Source organism: Paenibacillus sp. 23TSA30-6 (genome assembly GCF_014858585.1).
In the GTDB taxonomy this organism is placed as follows: domain Bacteria; phylum Bacillota; class Bacilli; order Paenibacillales; family Paenibacillaceae; genus Paenibacillus.
In genome coordinates, this window is sequence record NZ_SLTL01000033.1 from 23,583 (window position 1) to 49,570 (window position 25,988).

Below are 25,988 nucleotides of genomic sequence, written 5' to 3' on the forward strand. Positions count from 1 at the left end.
AGATATTAGTAAAAAGAAACTTCGCATATTTATGCGGTTTGTTCCTCAGGATGCTTTCGAAACTGAAGCTCATACAGCTCCGCATAATGACCACCCTCGGCAAGGAGCTGGTCATGGGTACCCTGTTCTTTCAGCTCGCCTTCGGCAAGGACACAGATCGTATCCGCCCGCTCAATCGTAGACAATCGATGGGCAATGACTAATGTCGTACGATCCTTCATCAGCTCATTTAAGCCCTGCTGAACTTCATATTCCGATTCTGCATCCAGGGCCGAGGTCGCTTCATCCAGCAGCAAAATCGGTGCATTTTTGAGCAAAGCACGGGCAATCGCGATCCGCTGTCTTTGACCGCCGGACAAGTTGGCTCCGCGTTCACCGACAATGGTGTCGTAACCCTCCGGCAGCTCGGCTATGAAACCGCTGGCATAGGCCGTTTTGGCCGCAGCCTCTACTTCCTCATCCGTGGCATCCGGTGAGCCAAAACGGATATTATCCGCTACTGTACCGTGGAACAGCGTAGCCTCCTGTGGTACATAGGCCATCAAATCCCTGACCTCATCCAACCGAAATTCTCCTGCCGAACGACCACGGACCCGCAGCACACCCTCATCCGGTGGGTAAAAGCCCAGCAACAGCTTCATGACTGTGCTTTTGCCACCACCACTCGGGCCGACAAGCGCGGTTACCTGCCCTTCCGGCACGATCAGATTCAACCTTCGCAGCGTTGGACGGTCCGGCTGATAGCCAAAGGTGATGTCGTGCAGCTCCAGCGCAGCCGGAACTTGTTCAATGGCGTGACCTGGGCCCACGGTCTCGACATCACCATAGGATCCCTTAGGTTCACTGGCTGATAAAGCTGCCGCCTCCGGGCCGATAAGCCCAGTCCGCGGTCCCTTCTGTTTGACCGCTGGAAAGTGCTCCTCTTCCTTCGACTCATCCAGAATTTCGCGGATACGCGCCAAACCCGCCAAGGAGTTTTGCAACAGTGATATAGCCGCCCCCAGTTGCAAAAACACCGTGGAAATACCGCTTTGCAGCTGCACAATCTGTCCCAGTACTCCCAGCTCCATTTGCTTCTGCGAAACCAGAATCAGTCCGGCGACAAGCACACCGCCCAGCGTAATGAATTCAATTATAAAATTGCACATATCCTGCAAGCCCATATGACGTCCCTGCCGGATGCTGATGCTGTTTATGTCCTCGCTTGCATCGTTACAAAGGCCGCCTACCTTTGTCCGCAATCCAAACAGCTTCACTGTCTGCAAACCGGAAAGCAAATCACTCAACCGTTCCGTGAACCTGCTCATCCGTCCCTGTAACTCTTCACTCGTCTGTCGCATCTTCTTCGCGAAATGAGAATTTACCCAAGCTGAGGCCAGCCCCAGTAAAACCGCCATAATCCCAAATCGCCAATCCAGCGCCATCATAATGACCAGTGAGCCAAAGAAAAGCGAAATTTCCAGTATAATCGAGCGAATATGAACGGTGTAAGCCTGCTCCAACGCCTGTACATCGTTCGTCATGCGGGATACAAGATCACCCGAATGTCGTTTTTCGGCCTTTTCATACGATAGCTTGACGATATGCCCGAATAGTCTCATCCGTACGTCGGCAATCGCCAGCTTCACACACCGCTTATACATGTAGCTGCACAGCGGGGAAATAAGACTTAATGCCAAAAATGTACCGCTGACCAAATAAACCGCCTGGTATAGCTCCTGCACATCGCCATCAACCGCAAAATTTAGCAAATAATGCACCACAAAGGAAAGTAAAATCGTGATGCTCGCATTGGTCAGACTGTTGCCAATCAGCCCGGTAAAATACCATTTCCGGTGCGGCCTCATCAGGGACATCAACTGCTTAAGCTCATAAAACCCCTGCTTGAAGGTCACGATTCTCACTCCTTTCCTCCGACATAGAATTTCCGTTTTCCATCGTATGCTGTTCTTCTTCGAAATTTTTCAAATACAGCTTTCGGTACACACCGTCACGGCCTAGCAATTCCTCATGGGTCCCCGATTCCACAATGCTCCCCTCATCGAGTACAATAATCCGGTTCGCCTGACGCACGGTTGACAGTCGATGAGCAATGACCAGTACCGTCCGGTTTTGCATTGCCGCATTCATCGCGATCTGCACCTGAGCCTCCGACTGGCTATCGAGCGCTGAAGTTGGCTCGTCCAGTAGAAGCAGCGGAGCATTTTTCAGCAATGCTCTTGCTATGGAAATACGCTGCTTTTGTCCGCCGGACAATCCGCCTCCCCGCTCGCTCAAAAGGGTTTCATAGCCCTCGGGAAGCTGAACAATAAAATCATGCGCATGTGCCGCTTTCGCCGCCTCGACAATTTCTTCCCGGGTCGCCTCCAGACGTCCATATCCGATATTTTCTGCAATGGTGGCCGGAAAAAGAGACGGCTCCTGAGATACCATCGAAATATGGCTGCGCAGGCTTGTTAAATTCCAATCTGTCAAACTCTTTCCAAATAGTTGAACGGTGCCAACATGCTCTCCCGGTTCATTAAATCCGCAAAGCAATTTGAAAATCGTGCTTTTGCCGCCACCGCTGGCGCCGACAATCGCTACCGTTTCTCCTTGTCCTACCTGGAAGCTAATATCCTTCAGCACCGTGTTCCCTTCGTTGTAGCCAAAGGTTAAATGCTCAAAGCTGACCACAGCAATGTCATCGTTGCTTTCTGCTCCGCCTGCCTCACTTCCACTAGTTTGGTTGGCTTCCCTATCTGCATCGTCTTCCAAACGGCGGGCCTTATCCCCTCGATCTTGACCGACTGAAGTGATTTCGCCGCCTTGACGTTCATCCGGCCAATCCAGTAGCTCAAACAAATGCTTCGCCGCTCCCCCTGCTTCCTTCATTTGCGAGATGATCGTCGGCAGCATTGAAATGGGCTGCAATATGAACGAAATCAGATATAAAAATAGGACAATACCTCCAGCATTCAGCTCTCCTTGTTGAATCAGGTATCCTCCGTACGCAATGACCAAAATAATCGGTGTTGCCAGCATCATCACACCTACCGGAGTAATGAACGCATAGCGTTTTTCCAGCCGCAAGCCGCGCTTGACGACCTCCTCCATAATCACCATATACTTCTTCAACAGCACAGCCTGCATATTGAATGCCTTGACGATAGGAATTCCTCCGATCGCATCCTGCCCCACCGCGTTCAAATGAGCCATTTTCTCCTGAAGCTCCTCGGAATATTTTTCAATCGGCTTGCTCATCAGTGATGTTATGATCATTCCTACAGGCATGAGCGCAAGACTTGCCAAAATCAGTTTCCAGCTTGTCAGTAAAAGCAACGTTAACGATGCCGTAAACACTAGCGGTAAATAAAACAGATTGGCAAACTGCTGGATAAAAAAGTTCTGTAACACCGCCGTATTGTTTGTTAGACGGGATACCAAATCTCCGGTGAACTTCCTCTCCACGCTGGAAACCGGTAAATCGCAAAACTTATGTACGAGGTCGCCTCTCAAGTCCCGCAGAGCGCTAACGCTAAATCGCGCCGAAGCGTACCTCATCACAAACTTACAGGGCATTCCAATTAGCGTCATACCAACAACCAGATAGATCATGTTCTGGGCGGAGGAGAATGTCCCCTGTGCCATTTGCTCAATGGCCTTACCCAAAATAATGTCTATGGCTGCCAAACATAAGGAGGCGATCACCGTTATGAGAACCCATAGATTGTACGGTCTTACATAACGTGCGAGTCTCCGAAAAGCAGAATTAGATCGAAACAAGGACATCCCTCTTTTTCGTTGCTCACACTTTCGCAGTGCGAACTTTTTTTAGTTGCAATGGACACGGTGAGATAAACTCTGCTCTGGATGTAGGAGTGTATGCATGGAATGAAATTGTTCTTGAATTATGCTGGGAATTGCAGCATGGTGGTGGGTTGGCTGTCGGATTGTTGCCGAGATGTTAATCATGTTGTGTATCGTGGTGTATCGTGATGTGTGGGACATTTAACTCTGTCTGAATCGTGGTTGTAGGGTATTGGTGCTATAAGATGTTTGAGCTGCGGCAGCGTGGTTCAGAGCTGAAGATGCGGACAAAATATTCACGACTGCGCTTATCACTTCTTGCTCTTGTTCATGGATGAAAAAGTGATTGCCTTCGAACATTCGCATATCTATGGGTGATGTGGTGTGCTGCTGCCAGGCATGAAGTGAATCAGTGCTCACCTCATGATCCTTCATGCCGCCTAAAATGGTCATCGGACAGGCCAATGAACTTCCCGGCTGATAAACATACGTTTCGCACACCTTAAAATCTGCACGCAGACGAGGCATAATAATTTGCATTAACTCTGCATTTTGCAGTACTTCTTCGGGTGTTCCCTGCATCAAACGAAGCTCTTCGGTGAAAGGTTGATCTGCTAAATCATGGAGTTGTTTTTTGGAATACGGAAGATGTGGTGCGGATTTACCGGATACGATGATATGGACAGGCAAAGTCCCGGTTTTGTTATACAACTGCCGTGCTGTTTCAAATGCAATCAGTGCTCCCATACTGTGTCCGAAAAAAGCAAACGGCTTATGTACGTATGGAGCCATAGCGGGAATCAACGATTGCACGATGTCCTGAATGGTGTCCATTGGAGCCTCTGTTGAGCGGCTTTCACGTCCTGGAAGTTGTACAGGTAACACAGTAATGTCGGGCGCAAGTCTAGACTTCCAGGAATTAAATATGGAAGCGCCGCCACCGGCATAAGGGAAGCAAAATAGTTGGAGCTTCTCAGCCGGATGGACCGCAGTTTTCGCAAACCAAGATTGTGACCGAGTCGTCATATGAATTCCTCCATCCTCTATGCAGTTCAGGATTTTACAGTAAATCCTTATATCGCTTTTTTTATTCCAACACTTTCTAGCTGTTTTTAAATATACAAACTTTAAAACCGCTTGGCATGGGACAAAAGATCTAACTTGATAGAGTTCATAAAAATAAAACAAAATCTATGTTATGCTATTTATTTCCAGACTTTAAAAGCAACAATTTCACTTTATGCATGAATTGCCTGCTGATCATGATCTGTTAATTGGATTTAAAACGAGATTTCAAATTTTCATGAATTTGTAAAATGAAAATTATTGTCATTTGCAATAGAGCCCGAAAGCCTTGTGTTACAACAATTTTACCTTTACATGCCATTAACATAAATGTAACAAATTCAGCCTGATATCATCCGACAAATTCCGCCTTTTTCCGCAACAGCCTTTAGCCTCCTATTTTATGGCATTAAATTTCATCAAGCTCACATCAATCAAAATTAATAACTCTTTAATTTTTTAATAAATTATATTGTTTTATAGTTCTATAGAACCAATTTTCACACAAATTTTTTTTGACTCTCCGTCTAAAAATTTCGGTTCAGATTGAATTTTCCTCCCCTAAAGCTATGAATTTTCTTTTCAAACTTTAATAGAAACGTTTTTATCTTCCTTCAAAAGTGTCGATTTTCAGGAAATTTATATCTTTGGTTCTGGCCCTTCTGCAATCGGCAAACGAACCGGAAACACCAAACAGCAAGTCTCCATGTGGTAAGAGACTTGCTGTTTTTAAGCTTATTATGACTTGGTCTTTGATGTAGCTGTGAAGACTTAAGAGGATGCGGCTGCAGCGAGCGTACCGGAAGAGTCAGCCGTATGGTGAATACTCCGTACAAAGCGGATCGTTTTCGTTTCCGAGTGCATCACGACCGAATGGGTTTCCGCTCTATGACCAGGGAGGGAACGAACCCCTTGCAGCCACTCGCCCGGTGTCACGCCAGTAGCCACAAACATTACGCCTTTACGTCCGACCATATCCTCCATGGACAATAAAGCCCCCGGATCAGCAATGCCCATACGTTTGCACCGTTCGATCTCTTCTTCACCATGAGGCAACAGGCGACCTTGAATCTCTCCACCCATGCATTTCAGCGCTGCCGCAGCCAGCACACCTTCAGGCGCTCCACCGGAGCCGATATGCAGATCCACACCGCTATCCAGGCATGTTTCAATTGCACCCATTACATCTCCATGCCCAAGCAGCTTGATCCGAACGCCGCTTTCCCGCAGCAGCTTGATGATTCCGGCGTGACGTGTACGATCCAGAATGGACACGGTAAGTTCGGGCAAGGATTTACCCAATATCCGTGCTGCCTTTGACAGGGTAGCCGGAATCGGATCATCCAGCGACAGCTTTCCAGCCAGTGCCGGGCCTACGGCCATTTTTTGCATATACATATCCGGAGCATGGAGCAGACCACCACGGGGGGCAGCAGCAATGACCGAGAAGGCATTGTTCAATCCGTTCGCCACCGTTTCGGTTCCCTCCAGCGGATCGACGGCGATATCTATGGCCGGCCCTCTGCGATTGCCTACTCTTTCCCCGATATACAGCATGGGAGCCTCATCCATTTCTCCTTCGCCAATGACGACCGTACCGTCCATAGATACAGCGTTAAAATGAGTGCGGATGGCAACCGTAGCCGCCTCGTCCGCGCTGTTCTTATCTCCACGTCCTATCCATTGCGCTGATTGCAGCGCTGCCGCCTCTGTAACCCGAACGAATTCCAATGCCAGTTGACTTTCCATACCTTCCCTCCACCTCTCCTATATATAATTGTTATCCTATGGCAAATCATTATTTATAGGGCAGCTTTGCTGCCTTTTTATTTATTTATCTATAACACTCCTGTATCCTACAGCAACTATTATCTATTGAGCAGCTACGCTTCTATAACATCCTGATAATCAAACCCGCTGTTTCTTCAATCGCTTTATCGGTGACATCAATGATCGGGCAACCTAATTCCGTAAACAGGGATTGCGCATACGCAATCTCTTCCTCCACCCGCGTCGATGTAGCATATTGCACATTGTTAGGCAGCCCCATCACTTTGAGTCGCTCACTACGTATTTTTAGCAGCAGCTCCGGCTGGATCGTCAACCCAAACACCCGACCATGCTGTACATCCTTTAACTGTGCGGGTGGGGTCAGCTCCGGTACAATGGGAATATTGACCGTTTTATAACCTTTATGCGCCAGAAACATCGACAAAGGAGTTTTGGAAATACGGGATACGCCTAGCAGTACAATATCTGCTTTGAGAATGGCACTCACATCTTTGCCATCATCATATTGAACCGCAAAATCCATGGCTTCCACTCGGCGGAAATAATTATCGTCCATCCGATGCAGCAGACCGGGTTTTTCCTTGGGATCATCATGGAACGTGTCAGCAAACGCCTGCATCATCGGGCCCATGATATCGACAGCCCGCACATTCAGCCGGACAGCCTCCTCTTTCATTGCTTCTCTCAACTCAGGCTGTACCAGCGTATAGGCTACAAAGCCTCTACGCTCGGCCACCTCTTCCATCACCCGGCTTAGTTCGTCTTCATCTCTTACATTCATAAATCTCTTGATCTCTGTGTCCGGTAGCTCGAATTGGCGCATGGTCGCATGAACGACGGCTTCTGCCGTCTCGCCAATCGAGTCTGAACAGATCGCTATAAAATGACTGCGCGCCTGAACCATTCGATTCCTCCCATTAATCCTCTGCTACCATATCGAGCAACATTTTGATGATATTTGTTTTTGTAATGCGTCCCACCACTTTCCAATGCTCTCCTGGTTTATCAGAGCTGGAAGGGACGACGACAGGCAGACTGTCGATTTGACGGGCAATGATTTTGCGCGCTGCCTCCAATACAGTGTCTTCCGGGGAAACAGTGACGACATTCGCCTGACGGGTCATCACGAGACTGACAGGGATGGTTGCCGCATTCGGATTGCCTAACGTAACCTTGAGCAGATCTTTGCGGGAAGCTACTCCTGCCAGATTCCCCTCTTCATCGGTAACGATCAGGTTACTCACGTTCTCCAGAAAAAGAGCAACCACAGCTTCCTGAATCGTTGTTGTTTCACGTACGATGACTGGAACCCCGTGAAGATCGCCGACCTTCATTTGCATGAGCCGGAATTTTTCCTCCCGGTTCGGCGTGCCCCGCTTTCCGACAAAATAACCAACCTTGGGCTTCGCATCTATATAATTCAGAATGCCCAGCTTGGATAGGTCGGTCCGAATGGTCGCCTTGCTGAGATTGAGCATTTCCGCAATCTGATCACCGGTAATCGGGGCATGCTTTTGTACGATGTTTAAAATTTCCACTTGTCTTGCCGTAAGGTCGATGATGAACGCCCCTCCTTTTTTTTCCTTGCTATCTGATATTAAATATAATACGTCATATATAATTATAAATCAACCTTTAAAAGCATATAAAACATCACATATATAAAATTAAAGCGGTTATTGATGGTTTTCTATCGTTTAAAGCACTTATACCACACCAAAAAAGCGGATACTTCATACCCTGCTCTTTCGAGTAAGACGAAGTATCCGCTCCTTTATTCGTATCTTAAAGCATCAATCGGACGCAGCTTGGACGCCTTCCGCGCCGGGTACACTCCAAACAGTACACCAACCCCCATGCAGCACAGAAAAGAGTACAGCACAGGTTCCATCGTATACACAATCGGCATATGGACAAATTTCTCCAGCAGCTTCGCGCCCCCAAGACCCGCCATAACGCCAACCAGTCCGCCCATCAGACTGAGAAAAACAGCCTCGGCCAGAAATTGCAGCATAATATCACTGCGCTGCGCACCAATCGCCTTGCGAATCCCGATCTCCCTTGTCCGTTCGGTAACGGACACCAGCATAATATTCATAATGCCAACACCGCCAACACCGAGCGCAATCGCAGCTACACCGGCCAGCAGCATATTCATAATCCGATCAACCCCGGACACTGTTTTTAAGATTCCCGTCTGGGTCATGATCTGAAAATCATCGCCCTCTGATGGCTTCAGCTCATGCCGGGCACGCAGCACCTGTCGGATTTCAGCACTCGCCTGGTCAATCTTCTCCTCCGTTGTTGCAGAAGCATTCACCTGCTGAATGCTCATATTCCCCAGCCGTTCCATCCCTGTTGTAATCGGCACATATACCTGCTGCCCGCTGTTATTCATATTGGAATTGGAATTCGTCAGTACCCCGACCACTTTAAAAGGAAGCTGCTTGATCATGATCGTTTCCCCCACCGCCCTGGAGGCATCCGGACCAAAAATATTACGGGCTGCATCGCTCCCTAGCACCACGACATTCAGTCTCTTTTCCACTTCATAGTGGGTAAAAGACCTGCCCTGAGCGAGCGACAGCTTTCTCACATGGATGAAAGCCAGCGAAGTCCCCTCAATCTGCCCACTGACCTTATTGCGGCTCCACGTAATATCCGCATTGGTCATGGCACTTGGAGCTACCTCGGCTACGGCTTTTTGCTGCTCTAGCGCAGCGATATCCTCCAGAGATATTCCTTTCGTCTGACTGAACGACATGGAGCTGGACCCATCATATGGGGCATAAGGATAAATCATGAGCAAATTATTCCCCATACTGTTAATCTGCGACGTAATCGTGGCCGTAGAGCCTTTACCGATGGCTACAATCGCGATTACAGCAGCCACCCCAATAATAATACCCAGCATGGTCAGCAAGGATCGCAGCATATTGGTTCGCAAACTGTTGAGCGATACCCGGATAATTTCCCGAAATTTCATGCCTTCACTTCCTCTGCCGCCATTCTTCGGTTCCCAACAGGCTGATCCTTTTCAATCCGTCCATCGCGAAAATGAATCAGACGCTTGGCGTATTCCGCAATTTCCTGATCATGCGTAACGAGCACAACCGTTTTACCCCGATCGTTCAGGCGTTGGAAAATCTCCATAATTTCAACGCTTGTTTTAGAGTCCAATGCGCCTGTCGGTTCATCCGCCAAAAGAATGACCGGATTGTTTACAAGTGCGCGGGCAATGGATACCCGTTGCTGCTGACCGCCTGACAGCTCATTCGGCTTGTTGTTCATCCGATCGCTCAGCCCCACGCTGGTCAGCGCCTCAATGGCACGCAAGCGCCGCTCCTTGGCTGATACCCCGGCATAGATCATGGGCAACTCTACATTATCCAAAGCCGTAGCCCTTGGGAGCAAATGAAATTTTTGAAATACAAAACCGATTTTCTGATTACGGATAATAGCCAGCTCATCTTCACGTGCATCCAGTATGGAATAACCGTCCAAATAAAATTGCCCCGAGGTAGGCAAATCCAGACAACCAATGACATTCATCATCGTAGACTTGCCTGATCCAGACGGTCCCATGATCGCCACAAAATCACCGTCAGCAATATCAAGTTGTACCTCCCGCAGGGCATGAATTTCCTGATCCCCGACCTGGTACACTTTTTTCAAATCCTCAATCTGAATGACGTATCTCATAACCGTTTAAATGCCTCCCTGCATGCCCATAGCGGAAGGGTCCGGCGGAGGTTCAGGAGCAGGCACAATAAGAGTGTCACCCTCCTTCACACCCGACTTGAGCTCGACTCGATCTGGCGTGTAAAATCCGAGTTCTACGGGCTTGAATGTGCGTGCCCCTGGATTTGCAGAGTTATTAGAGGAAACATACACGCCGTCCTGTCCCCCCTCTGATCTTAGAGCAGTCGCTGGTACGAACAACACATTTTTGTGTACCCCCAAAATAACAGCGACATTCATAATCATCCCCGTTTTCAGCTTGCCCTTCGGATCATGAACAGACAGTTCCATCAGATAAGTCGTCATGCCTTCATCTGTAGATGCCTCCGGTGAGACGAATTGCACCTTCCCAGGGAACGACTCACCCGGATAAGCATTGGTGGATAACACCGCTGAAAGTCCTTTTTTCACCTTTACAATATCGTTCTGACTAATTTTCGCAACAATTTTGAGATTGTTGGAGTCCGAGTTGTTCATGACGATAAAAGGAGCCGTCGGACTGGTCCCGACATCCCCGTTCACCTTTAAAATGACTCCGTCCCATGGTGCCGACACCTGAAGCTTGTTCAGGTCATTTTTTTTCTGTTCCAGCTCGGTGGCCAGTCTTCTAACCTCAATCCGTGCGGATTGGATATTGGAGGCATCGGCTGGAACCTCAATTTTGCGAAGCTCAGCCATAGCCGAACGATAGCCGATTTCAGCCTCTGCGATAGCATGACGCTTTTGCGACATGATTTTGCGGAATTGTAAATCCAGACCGTCATAATCTGTCTGTGCCTTATCCAGTGCTTGCTCTGCCTGCTCCATTTCACTGTTGGACACCGCTCCGGCATCATGTAAAAACTTTTGATCTTCATATGTCTTACGCGCCTGCTCCAACTGCTTTTTGGAAGCCTTTTTCTGACTTTCCGCTTCTTCCAGCTCAAATGATTCCTGCGCTGTATCGACAGCCATTTTAGCCCGAAGCACGTTTGTCTTCTGAATTTCAATATCCTCCGCCTTCGGTCCCTTTTCCAATTCAGCCAGCTTGGATTTGGATATTTCCAAACTATCGGATGCGCTCTGGATTTGCATCTTAATTTCAGAACTGTCCAGAAGAGCCAGGACTTGTCCTTTTTTCACCTTGTCTCCGGCCTTCACGTTTACCGCCGCCAGCTTATTTTCGCCTGCACTTGTGAAATTCAGCTTTACTTCCTTGGAGGCCTGCACGGTACCAGACGTATCCAGCTTCTCGCTCACATCCCCGCGCTCCACTTTAAGTATCTCGTCCTGAACTAATGGTGCAGCCTGCTCTTTGGGCAGCTTCAAATACACTGCTGTTCCGCCCCCGCCTATAACCAGCAGCACAACCGCTGTCCAGATCCACTTTTTCCTCCGTTTTCTTCGTAACTTTAACAAGGCATCGTTTAAAACCGTTTCTGCCAACTTCGTTTCCTCCTTATGTGCTCCATGGCTTGCTCAACGTGTATTCATTCTGACTCAGCTCAATCGCCAGCTCTTCCATTTGCCGTTCAATTTGGTCCACCTTCAACTGGTTATTTTTCAGCTCCAGCTCGATAATTAAGCCTCTGGCCCACTTTTTGCGAGACAGCTCCAACCCCTCTTTCGCCGTGCGCAGGCTTTCTTCCAGTTGAGCGTATTTTTTTTGGTTTTCCTTGACCGTGGCATATAAATTGCGGAGCGATTCGGCAAAATCCTTTTGTCCCTTGTCCAGCTCCTCCTTGGCTGTATCCACGTCCATTTTGGCTAGATCGTAAGCACCTGCACCGCTGTTAAAATCGAAATATCTCACATTGAGTTCCGAAGTCTTGATGCTATCCTCCAGCTTCCACAAGTTCGGATTCATATCCATCAGCTGTTGTATATGTATTTCGATATCCAGCTTCTTCGGTTCCTTGTACACTGGTCGATCCACCATTTCATAGGCTGTTCCGTTAGGCTGGCCCATCAGAAAATTCAGAGCGTCACGTGATTTTTGCAGCGCAATTTTCCCCTGCTCGACCGTCTGCTCCGCCTGGCTTCTGGCCTGTGTACTCTCGTTTTTCGCATACTCAGACAGCTTGCCACGCGCAAATTTGGCGAGTGCAATCTTTTCCTCCGCTTGAGCAATTTCAAGCGCTTCCAGATTATTTTTCACCTGATTCTCTGCCACGAACACGCTTTGATAGCTTTTCATCACATTAAAATAAATCTGATCCTTGGCGAACTGCGCCTGCTTTTTGCTGGCTAGATAGGATAATGTCGAAGAGTTATAATTTCTCCAGGATGACTCATCACCAACATATTCACCGTCTATAAAATCGACGAATGCATTTCCCAGGTCCTTTTCTGCATTCTTAAACTCAATTCTTCGACGCTCCACGTCCCGCTCGGCGGTACGCGTGTTGTAGCTATTCGTCTGTGCCCATTCCGCTGCCTGCTTGAGCGTTAATGGAGGTAAAGCCTGACCCGTTACAGAGGCGGTCTTCGATATAACCGCAGCAGACGAGGTTCCTGATATACTTGCTGACGTATTTCCTGTTGTACTTCCTGCTGCACTGTCAGCCTGAACGGTGGAAATCAAGCCTGACGACATCGTCAAAACGAGCAGCGTGGCAGCCACTTTTTGCTTCATAAGATGAATCTCTCCCCTTTCAGTGAAATCTTTCGAATTATTTCCATAGATTTCGACATAAATTTCCACAGTCTATCCGCCACCTAATTGTACTTTCAGGTTAATGTTGGTACAAGGTGTCAAACCAATACATTTTTGTAACCTTTTTTTGAGCATATTGTCGAAGTAAGCTGTTCTCTTACAAATCCGATATAAAACGAATCTGTTTTTACCTGAACTTTACCTAAATTTCAGCTAATTTTAAGGAAACCAACAGCATCTATTAAGGTTAGGAGCATATACTAGAGAAAGAATAACAGCCGCTCACTGGGAGGGTTAATAGATGATAAAAGAATCTCGCATGACAACTACGAACGAACCATCTGATTTGTGGATGACCCGATTTTTACGTGAATCCGAACAGCAAAAGAAGCAACTGATCCGGGAAGCCCGGAAAAATAACGATATACCACTTATAAATAGTATTTCTTTCCACCTTGCCCAACGGAATCAGCAGCATCTGATCAGCTAGGGATGATTTTAATAGAGATGTATCTCACTTCTAACCTAAAATGCCGATCAACGTCGCTTGGATGCGTACGTGATCGGCATTTTTAGGTTATTTCTATCTATTCGTCTTCTGTCATCGCTTGAGAGTCATGCAGGTATTTTTTCAGCGAAATTCGTCCGTTCTCCATAAACTGTATACCTTCTGCTTCCAAAAGCAGCCTTTGTAAAGAAGCTCCTTCATCGTCCTGTAGCGCGATTTCTCCCAATCGATTTACAACTCTGTGCCAGGGCAAGCGGTGCTTGCTGCTAAGCGTATGCAAAATACGCACCACCTGACGCGCCCCTCTCGGACTCCCTGCTTCCGTTGCAATTTGTCCGTAGGTCATGATTTTCCCCTCAGGGATGGACTGGATTATTTTTAATACACGAGCTGTAAAAGGCTGCATGTGATCGTCGAATCTCCTTTCTCCTAGCCGTCAACTGTGGTCTTCACGTCTCAAAACAGTGCTGATACCATACAACAGAACCATTCCGGTTCTCGCGCTGTTTTTCTATCATTATAGCACCCACAGTCTTCGGTTGGCGAAGGCTAGAATCCGCTTAGACCCTGCCTTTTTAAATCCTTAGCTACTAGACGTGCCAGTTCCTTTGCTCCCGCAACATTCGGATGCAGCGTGTCACCGTTCATATACAGGGCAAGTGTGGCTTGCGGGCCAATAGAGGTAAAATAAGCTGAGCTAAGAACGTTCAGATCGACCAAAGGCGTTTGTTCCTCTTGAGCCAGCGCTAAAATAGAGCCCCTATACCATCTATTTTCAGCAGTGTGTACATTGTTGGCGTTAAAATCCGTAGCTCGCCCCTGCGGTGTTGACAGGATTACGGTTGCCCCCTTGGCCTTGACCTGCCGGATCATATCCCGCATCCAGTCCTTAAACTCCGCTTCGCTTTCGTTATGCTTCGGGTTGGTGTCATTAATGCCCAACTGGAGAATGAAATAATCCCCCGGCTTAATGTATTTGACGATGGCCTCGAGCTGACCGTCCTGATGAAAGCCCCTTGCAATTTGCCCCCCTGACGCCATGTTACGGATCTGGAATGTATTCGTGTTTACGAATTGTGGCAATAACTGACCCCATCCGGCCTGCACGCTGCTATCCAGTGGATAGTAATTGCAGACGGTAGAATCCCCGCCGATGTAAATCGTCCGATTCGTAACGGGGTTGTTAGACAATCGCCTGATTTCCAATGCACTTATTGCAAAAGAGGTTCCCTCTTTACCTTCAGTAATCAGCAAATTCAATTGCCCATCGGTCACGGGAATTTGAAAACGGTCCTTCGCTCCGTCCCCCGTCATATTGATGACCTGATAGACTCCCTCGGCGGCAACGCTCGCTCGGGTCGTATTTCCTAGCGTGACCGATACCTCATATAATCCTGGATCAAGATCCACATCAAATGTATTTTCGCTCTTCGTACCGGTCGTCAGAAACCGTACCGCATCACTAGCGACGCCAGTACCGGATGCTCCTACATTACGTACGTTCTCGGGTGTATGAAAGCCATAACCACGCGTCGCATCGTATCGCAGGGATGCGTTCACCCCGGTATAGCCTGATTCCACTGGCCCCGCACCAAAATCAAATTTGTAATCGCCAGCCGCTCCATACGCAGGCGTAGTCCCATTCAAGCCCGGCGTACTACATAATAAAGCGACCAAAAGCATACTGGTCATTCCTTTCATCCACTTCATATCATCATTCCTCCTTCAAAATGTAGAATAACCTAAGGACATAGTTGCTTTTGTAAGCGCATACAAAAAATTGTGTTCTTTTACCTCATGGATACAGGTTTGTACCCATTTGATTCCTATGCAGGCGAAGGCCTGCTTATTCATCCGATCACTCCCTTTCAAATCAATCGCACTCTTAAACATTATAGAATAAGGGTATATTATGTAAATATCCTAATGAATAAGCCCCGCACATATTCACCTGCGGGGCCTCGTACAGAAGGAACCTTTTTGAAATTTAATTCATTTATAACATTACATTAGTCTCCAACCAAAATACCGTCGAAGCTCTCTGGACCTACCCGTATCGTACCCAGCAGGTTCGAAGAAACAAAAGCGGTGTACACCAACTGTGGCGTAATCGGCGGGTTAAAGTCATCAGCCGAGAACGCGATGACCTGAGGAGCCGTTATACTTAAGCTAAACGTAGACGTTGCCGAGTAAACAAGTGGATCGGTTGGCAAGGTACCTCTTACAATAGTGATCGTAATTCCTACTAAAGCCAGTGGCAGTTGAACCGACAGAGTACCTTTAAGCAGAACCCGCGGCGTGCCTGTAATTCCCAGTGTGTTTAATCCGATCTGCCCAAACAACTGCGGCGTATTCAAAACAGTAATCGGAATGGCAATAGAGTTTGCAAATGAGGCATTTTGAGATGTTCTTCCATCAATAAATGTTCCCATGTTTTCCCCCCCTCTCTCTACCAGATACTCATAGTCTATGAAGAGGGAAGATTATATGCTTGGACTAAATAACTTGCTAAACACACAACTTTCTCTTTATAGGCGAATGTACAGCCCTTTCCCTGGCCCCATGAATACACTAAACCAACACTGGGAAAAGGAGCGATGTAATGTCTAGGTTTAAAGCCACCTTAAGGGGGAGTCATGAAGTACCTCCTGTCAGAACAAATGCCACGGGAAATGCGGAGTTTCATTACCATAAGGAACGTCGGCAATTAAAATTCGAACTTACTGTACGCAACATTTCACGGGTAACCCAAGCGCATATTCATCTGGGACGCAAGGGTGAAAATGGTCCGGTCGTAGCTGTCCTGTTCGGCCCTTCCAAATTCGGAATTACAGTCAAAAGAGGCGTTGTCAGCGGCGTGCTGCGTGCATGTGACCTCGTCGGTCCACTCAGAGGAAGAACCATTTATGATTTAGTTTGCCAAATCAGAGAAGGCAATGCTTACGTTAATGTCCACACCGTTCGGTATCCAGATGGAGCCATTCGTGGACAGATCAGACGTTGCAAGTAACCACCGTATGACGAAAACTAGCCTATTAACAACGTATAAACGATGCCGGGTCCGTGTACACCGATGGTCAGATCATTTTCAATATCCGACGAGCGGCTGGGTCCGGTAATAAAATGAATACCTGCGGGCAATTGCTCACGTCCAACCTCATCAAAGCGGTTTAAAATTTCGCCCAGCCGCGTCTTCAGACGCTCCACCGGCAGGAGAATGATCAGCACGGTCGGCAGCAGACTGACTGCGCGGCCCTTCTCCGGCGAGGATAGCACCGCTACCGATCCGGTGTAGGCGGCGGCTTCGTCGGCGATAACGATGCCGATATCCGCCTCGGCGGCGCGTGCCTTCCAGTCCTCGACTGGATCGGTGTTCCACACCGATAGACGGGCTTCTGGCAGCGCCGATTCCAACTGGAGCGCATCCAGATCCGGCTCATTCTGCCGGATGATATAAGCCGCTCCCAGCTCTCGCGCCTTGCGCGCGATCCAGTCTGCCGTCTGCTCCAGATTCGGCAGACGTACAACATGCCCGCCAACACTTGTAAAGTTGGCGGTAAACTCTTCGATGCGCTGCTCCGCGCTCCATTCGAATTCATGCCAAAATGCAGGGGCACCGCGAAACGGCTGCACGGGCGGCTCCGTCTGTCGCGGACGCTTGAGCTTCGTTGCGATGCCATCCATAAAGCGTACCTGCTTGGCGCGGGATTCCGCTTCCATTTGATGGAGCCACGCTTCATGGGCGGTCTTTGCTTGCGCAGAAGGTTTATGCTGTTCACTCATACTGCCTACCTCCTTTACTTCTACCCGCCAAAATCGTTTCCATTCGGCTATGGACATCCGATTGCATAGCTTTGCGTTCTTGCTCCAACTCATGCTCCAGTGTTTTCCATTGCTGACGGAAGGATTTTTTCGCCAGAGAGGGAGCCACACGGTACGTATTCCAGCCCTTTAACGGGCCAACCTTAAGGGTAATTTCTCCCTTACGGACGACCGCTTTTTGGGCAATCTGCCCAAGCCGAATCGCTGCTGCGAATCGCTTCGAACTGGAAACCACTGTCGCGAACCCCTTCATCCCCGCCGTCTCCAGCTTATCTCCTTGTCCTGCCTCCACCTTGCGTCTACGCAAATAAACCAGCATATCATGCAGCGGTATTTTGACCGGACAAGCTTCATAGCACGCACCACACAGGCTGGATGCACTCGCAATGTCGTTCCACTCTTCGATGTTGCCATGCAGGGCAGGCGTAAGTACCGCACCGATAGGGCCGCTATAGGTCCCACCATACGCATGTCCGCCAATGTGACGGTAAACCGGGCAGGCATTTAGGCAAGCCCCGCAACGAATACAATTCAGCAGCTCCTGAAACTCAGGATTGCCTAGCTGAAGCGAGCGTCCGTTATCTACGATGATGATATGCATTTCCTCCGGCCCATCGGCATCTTGGCTGCGTCGTGGGCCTGAAATGCCGGACATATACATCGTCAGCTTCTGTCCGGTAGCGGAACGTGGCAGCAATGTAGCCATGACCTCCAAATCCGTCCATGATGGAATAATCCGTTCCATACCCATCAGCGTAATTTGCGTTTTGGGCAAAGTGGATACCATCCTCGCATTGCCTTCATTTTCAAACAGTACCATGGAACCCGTCTCCGCGATGGCAAAATTACAGCCTGTCATGCCAATATCCGCCTCCAGAAACTTTTCACGCAGCTTCTTGCGGACAAAACCAGCCAAAATCGTCGTATCCGCAGACAGTTCCTCCCCCGCTTCTTTGGACAGCAGTTCGGCAATTTGATAGCGGTTTTTGTGAATCGCCGGAATGACGATATGGGATGGGGCCTCGCCTGCAAGCTGAATAATATATTCACCGAGATCACTTTCAATCGTCTCGATATCCACGCCCTCCAGCGCCTGATTCAAATGTAGCTCTTCGGACACCATCGACTTGGATTTAACAACAGACCGGGCCTGATTGTGGGCAGCAATATCCAGCGTAATCCGTACCGCATCTGCTGCTGTATCGGCAAAATGGATATGCACCCCGTTGGCCCGGGCATTGTCCACAAACAAGTTCAAATAGTAGTCCAGATGGGCAATGGTATGCAGCCGAATTTGACGGCCCCGCTCACGCCATTCCTCCCAATTCCCATGCTGCTCTGAAGCCGCCTGCTTGCCGTTACGCAAACGCTCCGTCGTGAAACGGACCGCATTCCGCAGAAAATCGTCGTTCAAGGCCAGCTCGGCGCGTTTTTTGACCTTTTGGCTCATCGAATGTGAATGTACAGTGGTCATGCGTGCTTCACCCCTTCAAACAGCAGCTCGGCAAGATGCATAACCCGAACCGGCTCTTCCCGATACCTGAGATTTCCCGCAATGTTCATCAGGCAGGCCATATCCAGTCCAACCAGCACCTCGGCCTCCGTCTCCCTGATATGATCCACCTTTTCCGTCACCATGGCTCCCGAAATATCCGACATTTTTACCGCAAAAGTCCCGCCAAAGCCACAGCAATCCTCGGCAAAAGGAAGCGGCACCAACTGCAAGCCCTTTACGCTGCCAAGTAGCTGCATCGGCTCCTCCTTCACGCCCAACAAACGGGTACCATGGCAAGACGGATGGTAGGTTACGGTATGCGGAAAAGACGCGCCCACATCGGTCACGCCAAGCACCTGTACCATAAATTGCGTAAACTCATATGTCTTTTGCTCCAGTCGCCGCGCTGAGTCCAGCCATTCCGGCTCATCCTTGAACAACTCCGGATAATGATGAATCATATAAGTGCAGGAACCGGAGGGCGATACGACAAAGTCGCTGTCGTTAAACGCTTTCAAAATTGTTTTCGCTGCTGCCCTCGTTTCATCCCAGTAGCCGCTGTTATAGGACGGCTGTCCGCAGCATGTCTGCACCTTCGGAAAATCCAGTTGAACACCATATCTGGCAAGCAAGCGTGCCATCGCTTCCCCCACCTTGGGATAAATCGCATCACTCAGGCAGGTAATAAATAACGATGCCTTCATACGGAACACCCCTTCCATACATGGAATAGCTATTTATAAACTGAGCTTAAAAGTTACCTATTGCTCCACTGCGCAGTCGGATGGTGCTTCCCATCGCCACCGCCCCCGGATTTCTTGAATAAAGCCTTTCATCAGAGTAGAAATCCGGGGACAAAAGCGACCGCTACCGCTTGTACAGCACCATTCCGCCTACTCCGTTTTCGTGTACATTTTACAAGTTCATCTTAAATAGATAGTAAACGCTTTCTAATTATTTTAATGTTAAACCATTTGCCTGTGGAACGTCTGATCTAGTCTGTCGGCATTAGGGTTGAACCGACACTTACTCATTACAATAAAAATTCATTTTCGGAGGATACCAGCGGAGCGGTTCATTTGAATCTGGAGAAGCGTCAGCGCTCGCCTTTGCAGTGGGATTCTCACCTATACGTGTTTTACATCATCAAAGAATCCCACTGCAACAGCGATCGTAAGATCAAATGAAACGCGGAGCGGTCTCCCCCCCGAAAACTGCACGCTTTACACAACCGTTACCGGAATCGACAACTCTGCCAAATGACTGCGAATGGGGTCCGACAACCGCGAATCCGTAATAATCTCGGACACCTGCGACAATTTCACGACATGCGTAAACGCCTGCTGCCCAAATTTGCTCGCATCTGCCAGTAAAATCACGCGGTCTGCAATGCTGACCATTTTCTGCTTCAAACGCGCTTGCAGCTCATTCGATTCACTAATGCCCCGGTCCAGATGCACACCTTGGCTGGAGAAAAACAATTTATCCACATAATACGATTCCAACGAGCGCTCCGCGAGCGGGCCTACGAATGACAGCGAACGCTGTAGTAACTGTCCTCCGGTCGAAATGACCTCGATTTTTTCCTTACCCGCCAGCTCTGTTGCTACACGGATCGAATTCGTCAATATCGTCAGCGGAATATCCGGCAAATTCGACGCCATATACCAGGCCGTCGTGCTGGCATCCAGCAAAATACGATCATGCGGCTGAATCTGCTTTACTGCTTCCTCGGCAATCCGGCGCTTTTCCTCTGCGTTCATAATTTCCCGTACCGCATAGGGCGTTTCGGGCTGCTCGTTTTTGACGCTAACCGCTCCCCCATGCGAACGGCGCAACCGTCCCGCCTGCTCCAGACGGTCCAGATCGCGGCGGATCGTTTCCTCCGTCACTTTGCACAGCTCACTCAACTCCGACACACGTATGCTTCCTTTTTCATTGACGAGCTGTACGATCATCTCATATCTTTCTGCGACCAGCATGGCAATCTCACTCCACATCTTTAATGTACAAAAAATCCCGCCACCCGCCGGAATCGTCCGTAGGCATCCTCCCACGCTTCCGACTCGGCAGGTTCATATACCTCTACGGAAATAGAATCCGCGATGACCCGGCGTGCTTCCCATATATCGGCGAACTTTCCCTGTGCCATCCATTGTACCGCAAGATTGCCGATTGCGCTTGCTTCTGCGGGTCCAGCCCACACGGGTTTTTGAATAGAGTTGGCCGTCCATTGGCACAACAGCCGATTTTGAATTCCCCCACCGACCATATGCAACCCGTTAAACCGTTGTCCTGACACCCGTTCCGTAAGCTCCAAAACGTAACGGTACTTCAACGCCAGACTTTCCAAAATACAGCGTGTGACCTCCCCCGGTGTCTCCGGCAAAGGCTGTCCGGTATTACGGCAATATTGGCGTATGCGTGTTTTCATATCTCCGGCATGTAAAAACAGTTCATCGTCCGGGTCGATCCATGAAGCAAACGCCGGAGCCTGCTCCGCCATCTGTACCAGCTCGGGGAAAGAATAGGAGGTTCCTTGACGCTCCCACTCTCTGCGTGCCTCCTGTAAAATCCACAAGCCCATAATATTTTTAAGCAGCCTGTAGGTTCGACCCACCCCGCCTTCGTTCGTAAAATTAAACCTCAGCGTATCATCGTTGATCACGGGCTGCGGGGTTTCCGTTCCCATCAGGGACCACGTTCCGCAGCTTAAATAGGCAAATGATCGCTCCAGCGCAGGCACCGCAGCCACAGCAGATCCCGTATCATGTTCCGCGACCGCAATGACAGGAATCGCTCCGATGCCCAGATCAGTCATGACCGAAGAACGGATCGTACCTGCGGCACTTCCAGGCTCCAGTACCTTTCCAAACCAGGAACGGGGAATGCTGATACCGGACAAAAGCTCATCATCCCAGTCCTGCTGCAACGGATTATATAACTGCGTGCTGGTTGCATTGGAAAACTCATTAACCATTTCACCCGTCAGAAAATACCGCAGCAGATCGGGAATCATCAAGAAATGCTCTGCCTGCTCCAGCAACGGCGATCTCGTCTTTCGCATAGCAGCCAACTGATACATCGTATTAAATGTCAAAAACTGAATCCCTGTGCGCTGAAAAATAAACTCCTTGCCTAGTCCTTCCTGGATTTCCTCCATCACCCCGTGAGTATGCCAATCCCGATAATGATAAGGGTTACCCAGCAATTCTCCGGTTTCCCCAATCAGTCCAAAATCGACCGCCCAGGAATCAATCGCCAGGCTGGACGGGTTCACTCCCATGTGCTTGGCTTTGAGCAGTCCTTGCTGAACCTCCTGATACAGACGCAAAATATCCCAGTGCAGACGTTCCCCGACCTTGACCGGATCATTCGAAAATCGATGGATTTCCTCCACCTCTATACGTGAATCCGTCAATCGTCCGAGCAGAACCCTGCCGCTGCTTGCCCCCAAATCATATGCGAGGATGCTCACCAGCTAGCACCACCCTTGCCTCTTTGCAAAATCTGCGTGCCATAATCAGACGCTAAATAGGCTTTCATCGGATCAGCGGGTAGCCCTTGCTCCTCACGTATTGCCTTGAGCAATGGTGCAACGTCGAACTCAAACGCCTTGCGCACAGCATCCTCCGCACCCAGCACATCCTGACGATTCGCTGCTTCTTCCACCTCTGCATGATTGATCAGCAACGCCTTCGCATATTGAGTCTGCACATTCAGCACCGAGCGAATCATCGCCGGGATTTTTGGCTCAATATTGTGCGACTGGTCTATCAAATAAGCAATTTTGTCCACCGTATGCCGAATATCTGCGTCCACATCCTGAGCCGCATTTAAAATTTGATAAAAAATCAAGAACAGCTCGTACGGATTCGCGGAGCCCACGATCAGATCATCATCCGCATATTTGTAGCTGTTAAAATGAAAACCGCCCAGTCGCTTCTCATCAATTAGAAACGCAACAATATGCTCCACATTGGCTCCCGGCAAATGATGCCCTGTATCCACCAGCACCTGTGCCTGCGGTCCCAGCTTGGTCGCGTAATTGTACGCCATGCCCCAGTCGGCAATATCCGTATGATAAAAGGCTGGCTCGAACGCCTTGTATTCAATCAGCATGCGCATATCAGGCGTGAGCGCCTTATACATTTCGCTGAGTGCTTCCAGCATCCAATTTTTCCGCTTGCGGATGTCTCCCTGACCGGGATAATTCGTTCCGTCTGCAAACCATAGGCTAAAATCGTTGGAACCCGTTTCCTTCGCAATATCCACGCATTCCAGCAGGTGGTTTGTTGCCTTGCGGCGGATTGCCGGGTCTACATTGGTGACGCTGCCGAGCATGTAATCTTCATCCTGAAACAGATTCGGATTAACCGCCCCAAGCCGCAATCCGAGGCTTTCGGCATGACTGCGGAGCTTGCCGTAATTATCCACCTTATCCCACGGGATATGAATGGCGACCGATGGACACAATCCCGTTACTGCATGAACCTGTGCGGCATCCTCCAGCTTTTCGAACGGATCACGCGGCACGCCTGTTTTTTGAAAAACTTTAAACCGTGTACCTGAGTCGCCATAGCCCCATGATGGGGTTTCTATGCTAAGCGCTTTCAGCTTTGTCTTTACTTGTTCCAGGTCAATGCCCCTTTGTTGCTGCTGTTCCTCTAATAGAGCGTACGCTTTGTCACTCATCGTGGTTCCTCCTTGGAAAAAGAAGTGAGTTATGGGGAGGCCGCTTCGCGTGCGGATTGTTCTTCCGATCGCTGTTGCAACGGGATTTTTTCATTTTATAACATATGATAAGGTTAAAATCCCGTTGCAAAGGCGAACGCTACGCTTCTTCAGAACAATTCCGCCCGCTCCGCTGCTGACCACCCATAAAGTCACTTCTATTTTAATAGTGTTAGTGTGTATAGTTTCGGAAAAACATAAAACACGAAACGCAAATAAGTAATTATAACTTATTTACGTTTCTTTTATTCGACAGAGCTAACTATCATATAATCAGAGATTTATTTGAAAGTATTCCAACAGACTAACTTTTAAGTTCAGATTATTACTTCCTAGCGTGTAAAGGCTGCGGGGACGCCGCCGTCGATGGTGAGCATACAGCCTGTCGTTTTCTCCGCCTTGGATGAGGCGAAAAAGGCAATGCCCTCGGCGATATCCTGCGGGTAAATGTTTACCAGTAGCGTCGTCCGCTTGCGATAGTGTTCTTCCAGTTGATCTGGCTCGATACCGTAGGCGGCGGCGCGTTCGTTGCGCCAGTTGGAGTTCCAGATGGCGGAGCCTTGCAGAATCGCGTCCGGCAAAATCGTATTTACCCGAATGCCGTATTGGCCGCCTTCTGCGGCAATACAACGGGCGAGATGCGCTTCCAGCGCCTTGACCGAGCTGTAGGCCGTTACATTTTTACCTGCATAGACGGAGTTTTTCGAGCCGACGAACACCATGCTGCCGCCGAGCGTCTGTTCCTTCATCAGCTTGAACGCTTCCCGTGCTACCAAAAAATAACCTGTGCCCAGCACGTTTATGTTCAAATTCCATTCCTTTAATGACGTTTCGTCGAATGGACTGGAGGTGGCCAGCCCCGCATTGTTGACGATGATATCCACACCGCCGTAGGTTAGCGCGGTTTCCGCATAGGCATCCTGAATCTGGTCCTCCTGCGTCACATCCATTTTGACTGCAATAGCACGGTTTTCTCCGTAGTGGTCATTCAGCTCGGCGGCCACCTTTTGCGCGCCTTCCAGATTCAGGTCGGCCAGCACGACATGTGCTCCTTCATCCACCAAACGGCGTGCGGTTGCACTGCCGATTCCGCCTGCACCGCCTGTAATGAGCGCGATTTTGCGTGAAAATTCCGCTTCTGCCGGAGCGAGTGACAGCTTATACAACTCCAAGGGCCAGTATTCCACATTATACGATTCGTTTTCACTGAGCGAAACAAACTGTCCTAACGCCGTCGCACCCCGCATCACCGCGATAGCACGATGATACAAAGCGCCACTCACCTGTGCGTTGCTCCAGCTTTTGCCTGTGTTAATCATGCCGATGCCCGGGATTAAAATCACACGTGGCGCGGCCTCAAACATAACGTCTCCTTCATGCCGATTGCGTTCAAAATAAGCTTGGTATTGCTCCTTATAAGCTGCGATACCCTCTACGAGCTTTATTTTTAAACCCTCGACATCCTCCACGTCCGGTGTCCAGTCTACAAAAAACGGCACCACCTTGGTATAAACCAGATGATCCGGGCACGCTGCCCCGACCTGTGACAATACAGCAGAATCCTGACCATTTACAAACTCCAGCACGTCCTCTGCATCATCAAAGGTAAGGATCATTTTCTTCTCATCACTGACCGCTCCCCGAACGGATGGCATGACGCTAGACGCAATACTGCGGCGTTCCTCAGGAGTAAGCGCTTTATATTTTACGCCTCCAAACGACTGCTTTTCCTCTTGGCGAGCCTTAATATAGCTTTCTGCTTCTTGAATGATTTCAATGGTTTTCGCATAGGCTGCCTCGGAAGTTTCTCCCCATGTAACCAGACCGTGCTTTTCCATCAATACCAATTCTGCTTGCGGATGATCGAGTACACCTTGAGCAATCATCTTGGACAGCTTAAAACCAGGACGAATATAAGGTACCCATACAAAACGGTCACCGAAAATCTCTTTCGCAATTTCCTTGCCGTTATGCGCACAGCACAAGCTGATAATGGCGTCCGGGTGGGTATGATCCACATGTTTAAAAGGTAAAAAAGCGTGCAATAGTGTCTCAATCGAAGCACGCGGATGCTTGGCATCTATCATACAATTTGCCAGATACGCAACCATATCCTCGTCAGACATATCTTTCCTTTCGAACAAGGGACGGATATCCTCCATACGAAGCCCTGTAAAGTTATGCGCTTTCATTGTAGCAAGATCGGAACCGCTGCCCTTGACATACATTACTTCTACTTCACGCCCGCGAAAATCCTGTATCGTTGTTTTGGCCGAAGTATTGCCGCCTCCCCAGTTACACACGCTCCTGTCTGTGCCGATAAGGTTAGAACGATATACGAGCTGTTCCAGCGTGTTTTTTTGCTCAGATGCTTGTGAAGAATTCCACAGACTTTGTACCATAGGAAA

General features: G+C 49.0%; 22 protein-coding genes. 2 read left to right on the forward strand and 20 right to left on the reverse strand.

Going from position 1 to position 25,988, the window contains the following annotated elements; translation table 11 throughout:
- Positions 1-29: 29 nt before the first annotated feature.
- The 10 genes from E0698_RS22590 to E0698_RS22635 all read right to left on the reverse strand — a co-directional run bounded on the left by E0698_RS22590 (position 30) and on the right by E0698_RS22635 (position 13,000).
- Positions 30-1,895 carry an ABC transporter transmembrane domain-containing protein gene (locus E0698_RS22590; RefSeq protein ID WP_192512959.1) on the reverse strand — a complete coding sequence of 622 codons (1,866 nt, stop codon included), beginning with the start codon at positions 1,893-1,895 and terminating at the stop codon, positions 30-32.
- Positions 1,870-3,765: an ABC transporter ATP-binding protein gene (locus E0698_RS22595; RefSeq protein WP_134914264.1), complete on the reverse strand. Its 1,896-nt coding sequence runs from the start codon at positions 3,763-3,765 to the stop codon at positions 1,870-1,872. Before E0698_RS22595 ends, E0698_RS22590 begins: the two co-directional genes overlap by 26 nt.
- A 225-nt stretch (positions 3,766-3,990) precedes the next feature.
- Positions 3,991-4,815, reverse strand: a complete 825-nt coding sequence (locus E0698_RS22600) for a thioesterase II family protein (protein ID WP_192512960.1) — start codon at positions 4,813-4,815, stop codon at positions 3,991-3,993.
- A gap of 810 nt (positions 4,816-5,625) precedes the next feature.
- Positions 5,626-6,603 (reverse strand): class II fructose-bisphosphatase, encoded by a 978-nt coding sequence (gene glpX, locus E0698_RS22605; RefSeq protein WP_149094053.1) that lies wholly within the window; start codon positions 6,601-6,603, stop codon positions 5,626-5,628.
- A gap of 142 nt (positions 6,604-6,745) precedes the next feature.
- Positions 6,746-7,549, reverse strand: a complete 804-nt coding sequence (locus E0698_RS22610) for a pyruvate, water dikinase regulatory protein (RefSeq protein ID WP_134914268.1) — start codon at positions 7,547-7,549, stop codon at positions 6,746-6,748.
- Positions 7,550-7,562: 13 nt separating this feature from the next.
- The gene (locus E0698_RS22615) at positions 7,563-8,183 is read right to left on the reverse strand and encodes a helix-turn-helix transcriptional regulator (RefSeq protein ID WP_134914270.1); all 621 of its coding nucleotides are present in this window, start codon (positions 8,181-8,183) and stop codon (positions 7,563-7,565) included.
- 236 nt (positions 8,184-8,419) lie between these two features.
- Positions 8,420-9,631, reverse strand: a complete 1,212-nt coding sequence (locus tag E0698_RS22620; protein ID WP_192512961.1) for an ABC transporter permease — start codon at positions 9,629-9,631, stop codon at positions 8,420-8,422.
- Positions 9,628-10,347: an ABC transporter ATP-binding protein gene (locus E0698_RS22625; protein WP_134914272.1), complete on the reverse strand. Its 720-nt coding sequence runs from the start codon at positions 10,345-10,347 to the stop codon at positions 9,628-9,630. The genes E0698_RS22620 and E0698_RS22625 overlap by 4 nt, the downstream gene beginning before the upstream one ends.
- 6 nt (positions 10,348-10,353) lie before the next feature.
- Positions 10,354-11,811: an efflux RND transporter periplasmic adaptor subunit gene (locus E0698_RS22630; protein ID WP_192512962.1), complete on the reverse strand. Its 1,458-nt coding sequence runs from the start codon at positions 11,809-11,811 to the stop codon at positions 10,354-10,356.
- 13 nt (positions 11,812-11,824) lie between these two features.
- Positions 11,825-13,000 (reverse strand): TolC family protein, encoded by a 1,176-nt coding sequence (locus E0698_RS22635; RefSeq protein ID WP_192512963.1) that lies wholly within the window; start codon positions 12,998-13,000, stop codon positions 11,825-11,827.
- A 322-nt stretch (positions 13,001-13,322) separates the two neighbouring features.
- Between E0698_RS22635 and E0698_RS22640 the strand changes: the two genes are divergently transcribed.
- The gene (locus E0698_RS22640; RefSeq protein WP_014281398.1) at positions 13,323-13,511 is read left to right on the forward strand and encodes a hypothetical protein; all 189 of its coding nucleotides are present in this window, start codon (positions 13,323-13,325) and stop codon (positions 13,509-13,511) included.
- A gap of 97 nt (positions 13,512-13,608) precedes the next feature.
- Here E0698_RS22640 and E0698_RS22645 read toward each other — a convergent pair whose 3' ends face one another.
- From E0698_RS22645 to E0698_RS22655, 3 genes are all read right to left on the reverse strand, one after another.
- Entirely contained in the window at positions 13,609-13,935 is a 327-nt protein-coding gene (locus E0698_RS22645) for an MGMT family protein (protein ID WP_192512964.1), read from the reverse strand.
- Between the two features lie 143 nt (positions 13,936-14,078).
- Positions 14,079-15,239 (reverse strand): rhamnogalacturonan acetylesterase, encoded by a 1,161-nt coding sequence (locus E0698_RS22650; protein ID WP_238354104.1) that lies wholly within the window; start codon positions 15,237-15,239, stop codon positions 14,079-14,081.
- 299 nt (positions 15,240-15,538) lie between these two features.
- Positions 15,539-15,961: a hypothetical protein gene (locus E0698_RS22655; protein WP_192512965.1), complete on the reverse strand. Its 423-nt coding sequence runs from the start codon at positions 15,959-15,961 to the stop codon at positions 15,539-15,541.
- A gap of 170 nt (positions 15,962-16,131) precedes the next feature.
- Between E0698_RS22655 and E0698_RS22660 the strand changes: the two genes are divergently transcribed.
- Entirely contained in the window at positions 16,132-16,539 is a 408-nt protein-coding gene (locus tag E0698_RS22660) for a CHRD domain-containing protein (RefSeq protein WP_192512966.1), read from the forward strand.
- A gap of 17 nt (positions 16,540-16,556) precedes the next feature.
- Here E0698_RS22660 and E0698_RS22665 read toward each other — a convergent pair whose 3' ends face one another.
- The 7 genes from E0698_RS22665 to E0698_RS22695 all read right to left on the reverse strand — a co-directional run bounded on the left by E0698_RS22665 (position 16,557) and on the right by E0698_RS22695 (position 25,982).
- Positions 16,557-17,312 (reverse strand): LutC/YkgG family protein, encoded by a 756-nt coding sequence (locus E0698_RS22665; protein WP_192512967.1) that lies wholly within the window; start codon positions 17,310-17,312, stop codon positions 16,557-16,559.
- Positions 17,305-18,825: a LutB/LldF family L-lactate oxidation iron-sulfur protein gene (locus E0698_RS22670; protein WP_192512968.1), complete on the reverse strand. Its 1,521-nt coding sequence runs from the start codon at positions 18,823-18,825 to the stop codon at positions 17,305-17,307. Before E0698_RS22670 ends, E0698_RS22665 begins: the two co-directional genes overlap by 8 nt.
- Positions 18,822-19,550 carry a (Fe-S)-binding protein gene (locus tag E0698_RS22675; RefSeq protein ID WP_192512969.1) on the reverse strand — a complete coding sequence of 243 codons (729 nt, stop codon included), beginning with the start codon at positions 19,548-19,550 and terminating at the stop codon, positions 18,822-18,824. Before E0698_RS22675 ends, E0698_RS22670 begins: the two co-directional genes overlap by 4 nt.
- Before the next feature lie 519 nt (positions 19,551-20,069).
- On the reverse strand, positions 20,070-20,828 hold the full coding sequence (locus E0698_RS22680) for a DeoR/GlpR family DNA-binding transcription regulator (protein ID WP_192512979.1): 759 nt from the start codon (positions 20,826-20,828) through the stop codon (positions 20,070-20,072).
- A 20-nt stretch (positions 20,829-20,848) separates the two neighbouring features.
- Positions 20,849-22,324, reverse strand: a complete 1,476-nt coding sequence (gene rhaB / locus E0698_RS22685) for a rhamnulokinase (RefSeq protein WP_192512970.1) — start codon at positions 22,322-22,324, stop codon at positions 20,849-20,851.
- On the reverse strand, positions 22,321-23,541 hold the full coding sequence (gene rhaI, locus E0698_RS22690) for an L-rhamnose isomerase (protein ID WP_192512971.1): 1,221 nt from the start codon (positions 23,539-23,541) through the stop codon (positions 22,321-22,323). The genes rhaB and rhaI overlap by 4 nt, the downstream gene beginning before the upstream one ends.
- A gap of 371 nt (positions 23,542-23,912) precedes the next feature.
- On the reverse strand, positions 23,913-25,982 hold the full coding sequence (locus tag E0698_RS22695; protein WP_192512972.1) for a bifunctional aldolase/short-chain dehydrogenase: 2,070 nt from the start codon (positions 25,980-25,982) through the stop codon (positions 23,913-23,915).
- Positions 25,983-25,988: the final 6 nt, after the last annotated feature.

Coding starts and splice junctions, on each gene's coding strand:
- E0698_RS22600 (WP_192512960.1), bottom strand. CDS start 4,815: ATGACGACTCGGTCACAATCTTGGTTTGCGAAAACTGCGGTCCATCCG.
- glpX (WP_149094053.1), bottom strand. CDS start 6,603: ATGGAAAGTCAACTGGCATTGGAATTCGTTCGGGTTACAGAGGCGGCA.
- E0698_RS22610 (WP_134914268.1), bottom strand. CDS start 7,549: ATGGTTCAGGCGCGCAGTCATTTTATAGCGATCTGTTCAGACTCGATT.
- E0698_RS22620 (WP_192512961.1), bottom strand. CDS start 9,631: ATGAAATTTCGGGAAATTATCCGGGTATCGCTCAACAGTTTGCGAACC.
- E0698_RS22625 (WP_134914272.1), bottom strand. CDS start 10,347: ATGAGATACGTCATTCAGATTGAGGATTTGAAAAAAGTGTACCAGGTC.
- E0698_RS22635 (WP_192512963.1), bottom strand. CDS start 13,000: ATGAAGCAAAAAGTGGCTGCCACGCTGCTCGTTTTGACGATGTCGTCA.
- E0698_RS22640 (WP_014281398.1), top strand. CDS start 13,323: ATGATAAAAGAATCTCGCATGACAACTACGAACGAACCATCTGATTTG.
- E0698_RS22645 (WP_192512964.1), bottom strand. CDS start 13,935: ATGCAGCCTTTTACAGCTCGTGTATTAAAAATAATCCAGTCCATCCCT.
- E0698_RS22650 (WP_238354104.1), bottom strand. CDS start 15,239: ATGAAGTGGATGAAAGGAATGACCAGTATGCTTTTGGTCGCTTTATTA.
- E0698_RS22655 (WP_192512965.1), bottom strand. CDS start 15,961: ATGGGAACATTTATTGATGGAAGAACATCTCAAAATGCCTCATTTGCA.
- E0698_RS22660 (WP_192512966.1), top strand. CDS start 16,132: ATGTCTAGGTTTAAAGCCACCTTAAGGGGGAGTCATGAAGTACCTCCT.
- E0698_RS22665 (WP_192512967.1), bottom strand. CDS start 17,312: ATGAGTGAACAGCATAAACCTTCTGCGCAAGCAAAGACCGCCCATGAA.
- E0698_RS22670 (WP_192512968.1), bottom strand. CDS start 18,825: ATGACCACTGTACATTCACATTCGATGAGCCAAAAGGTCAAAAAACGC.
- E0698_RS22675 (WP_192512969.1), bottom strand. CDS start 19,550: ATGAAGGCATCGTTATTTATTACCTGCCTGAGTGATGCGATTTATCCC.
- E0698_RS22680 (WP_192512979.1), bottom strand. CDS start 20,828: ATGCTGGTCGCAGAAAGATATGAGATGATCGTACAGCTCGTCAATGAA.
- rhaI (WP_192512971.1), bottom strand. CDS start 23,541: ATGAGTGACAAAGCGTACGCTCTATTAGAGGAACAGCAGCAACAAAGG.
- E0698_RS22695 (WP_192512972.1), bottom strand. CDS start 25,982: ATGGTACAAAGTCTGTGGAATTCTTCACAAGCATCTGAGCAAAAAAAC.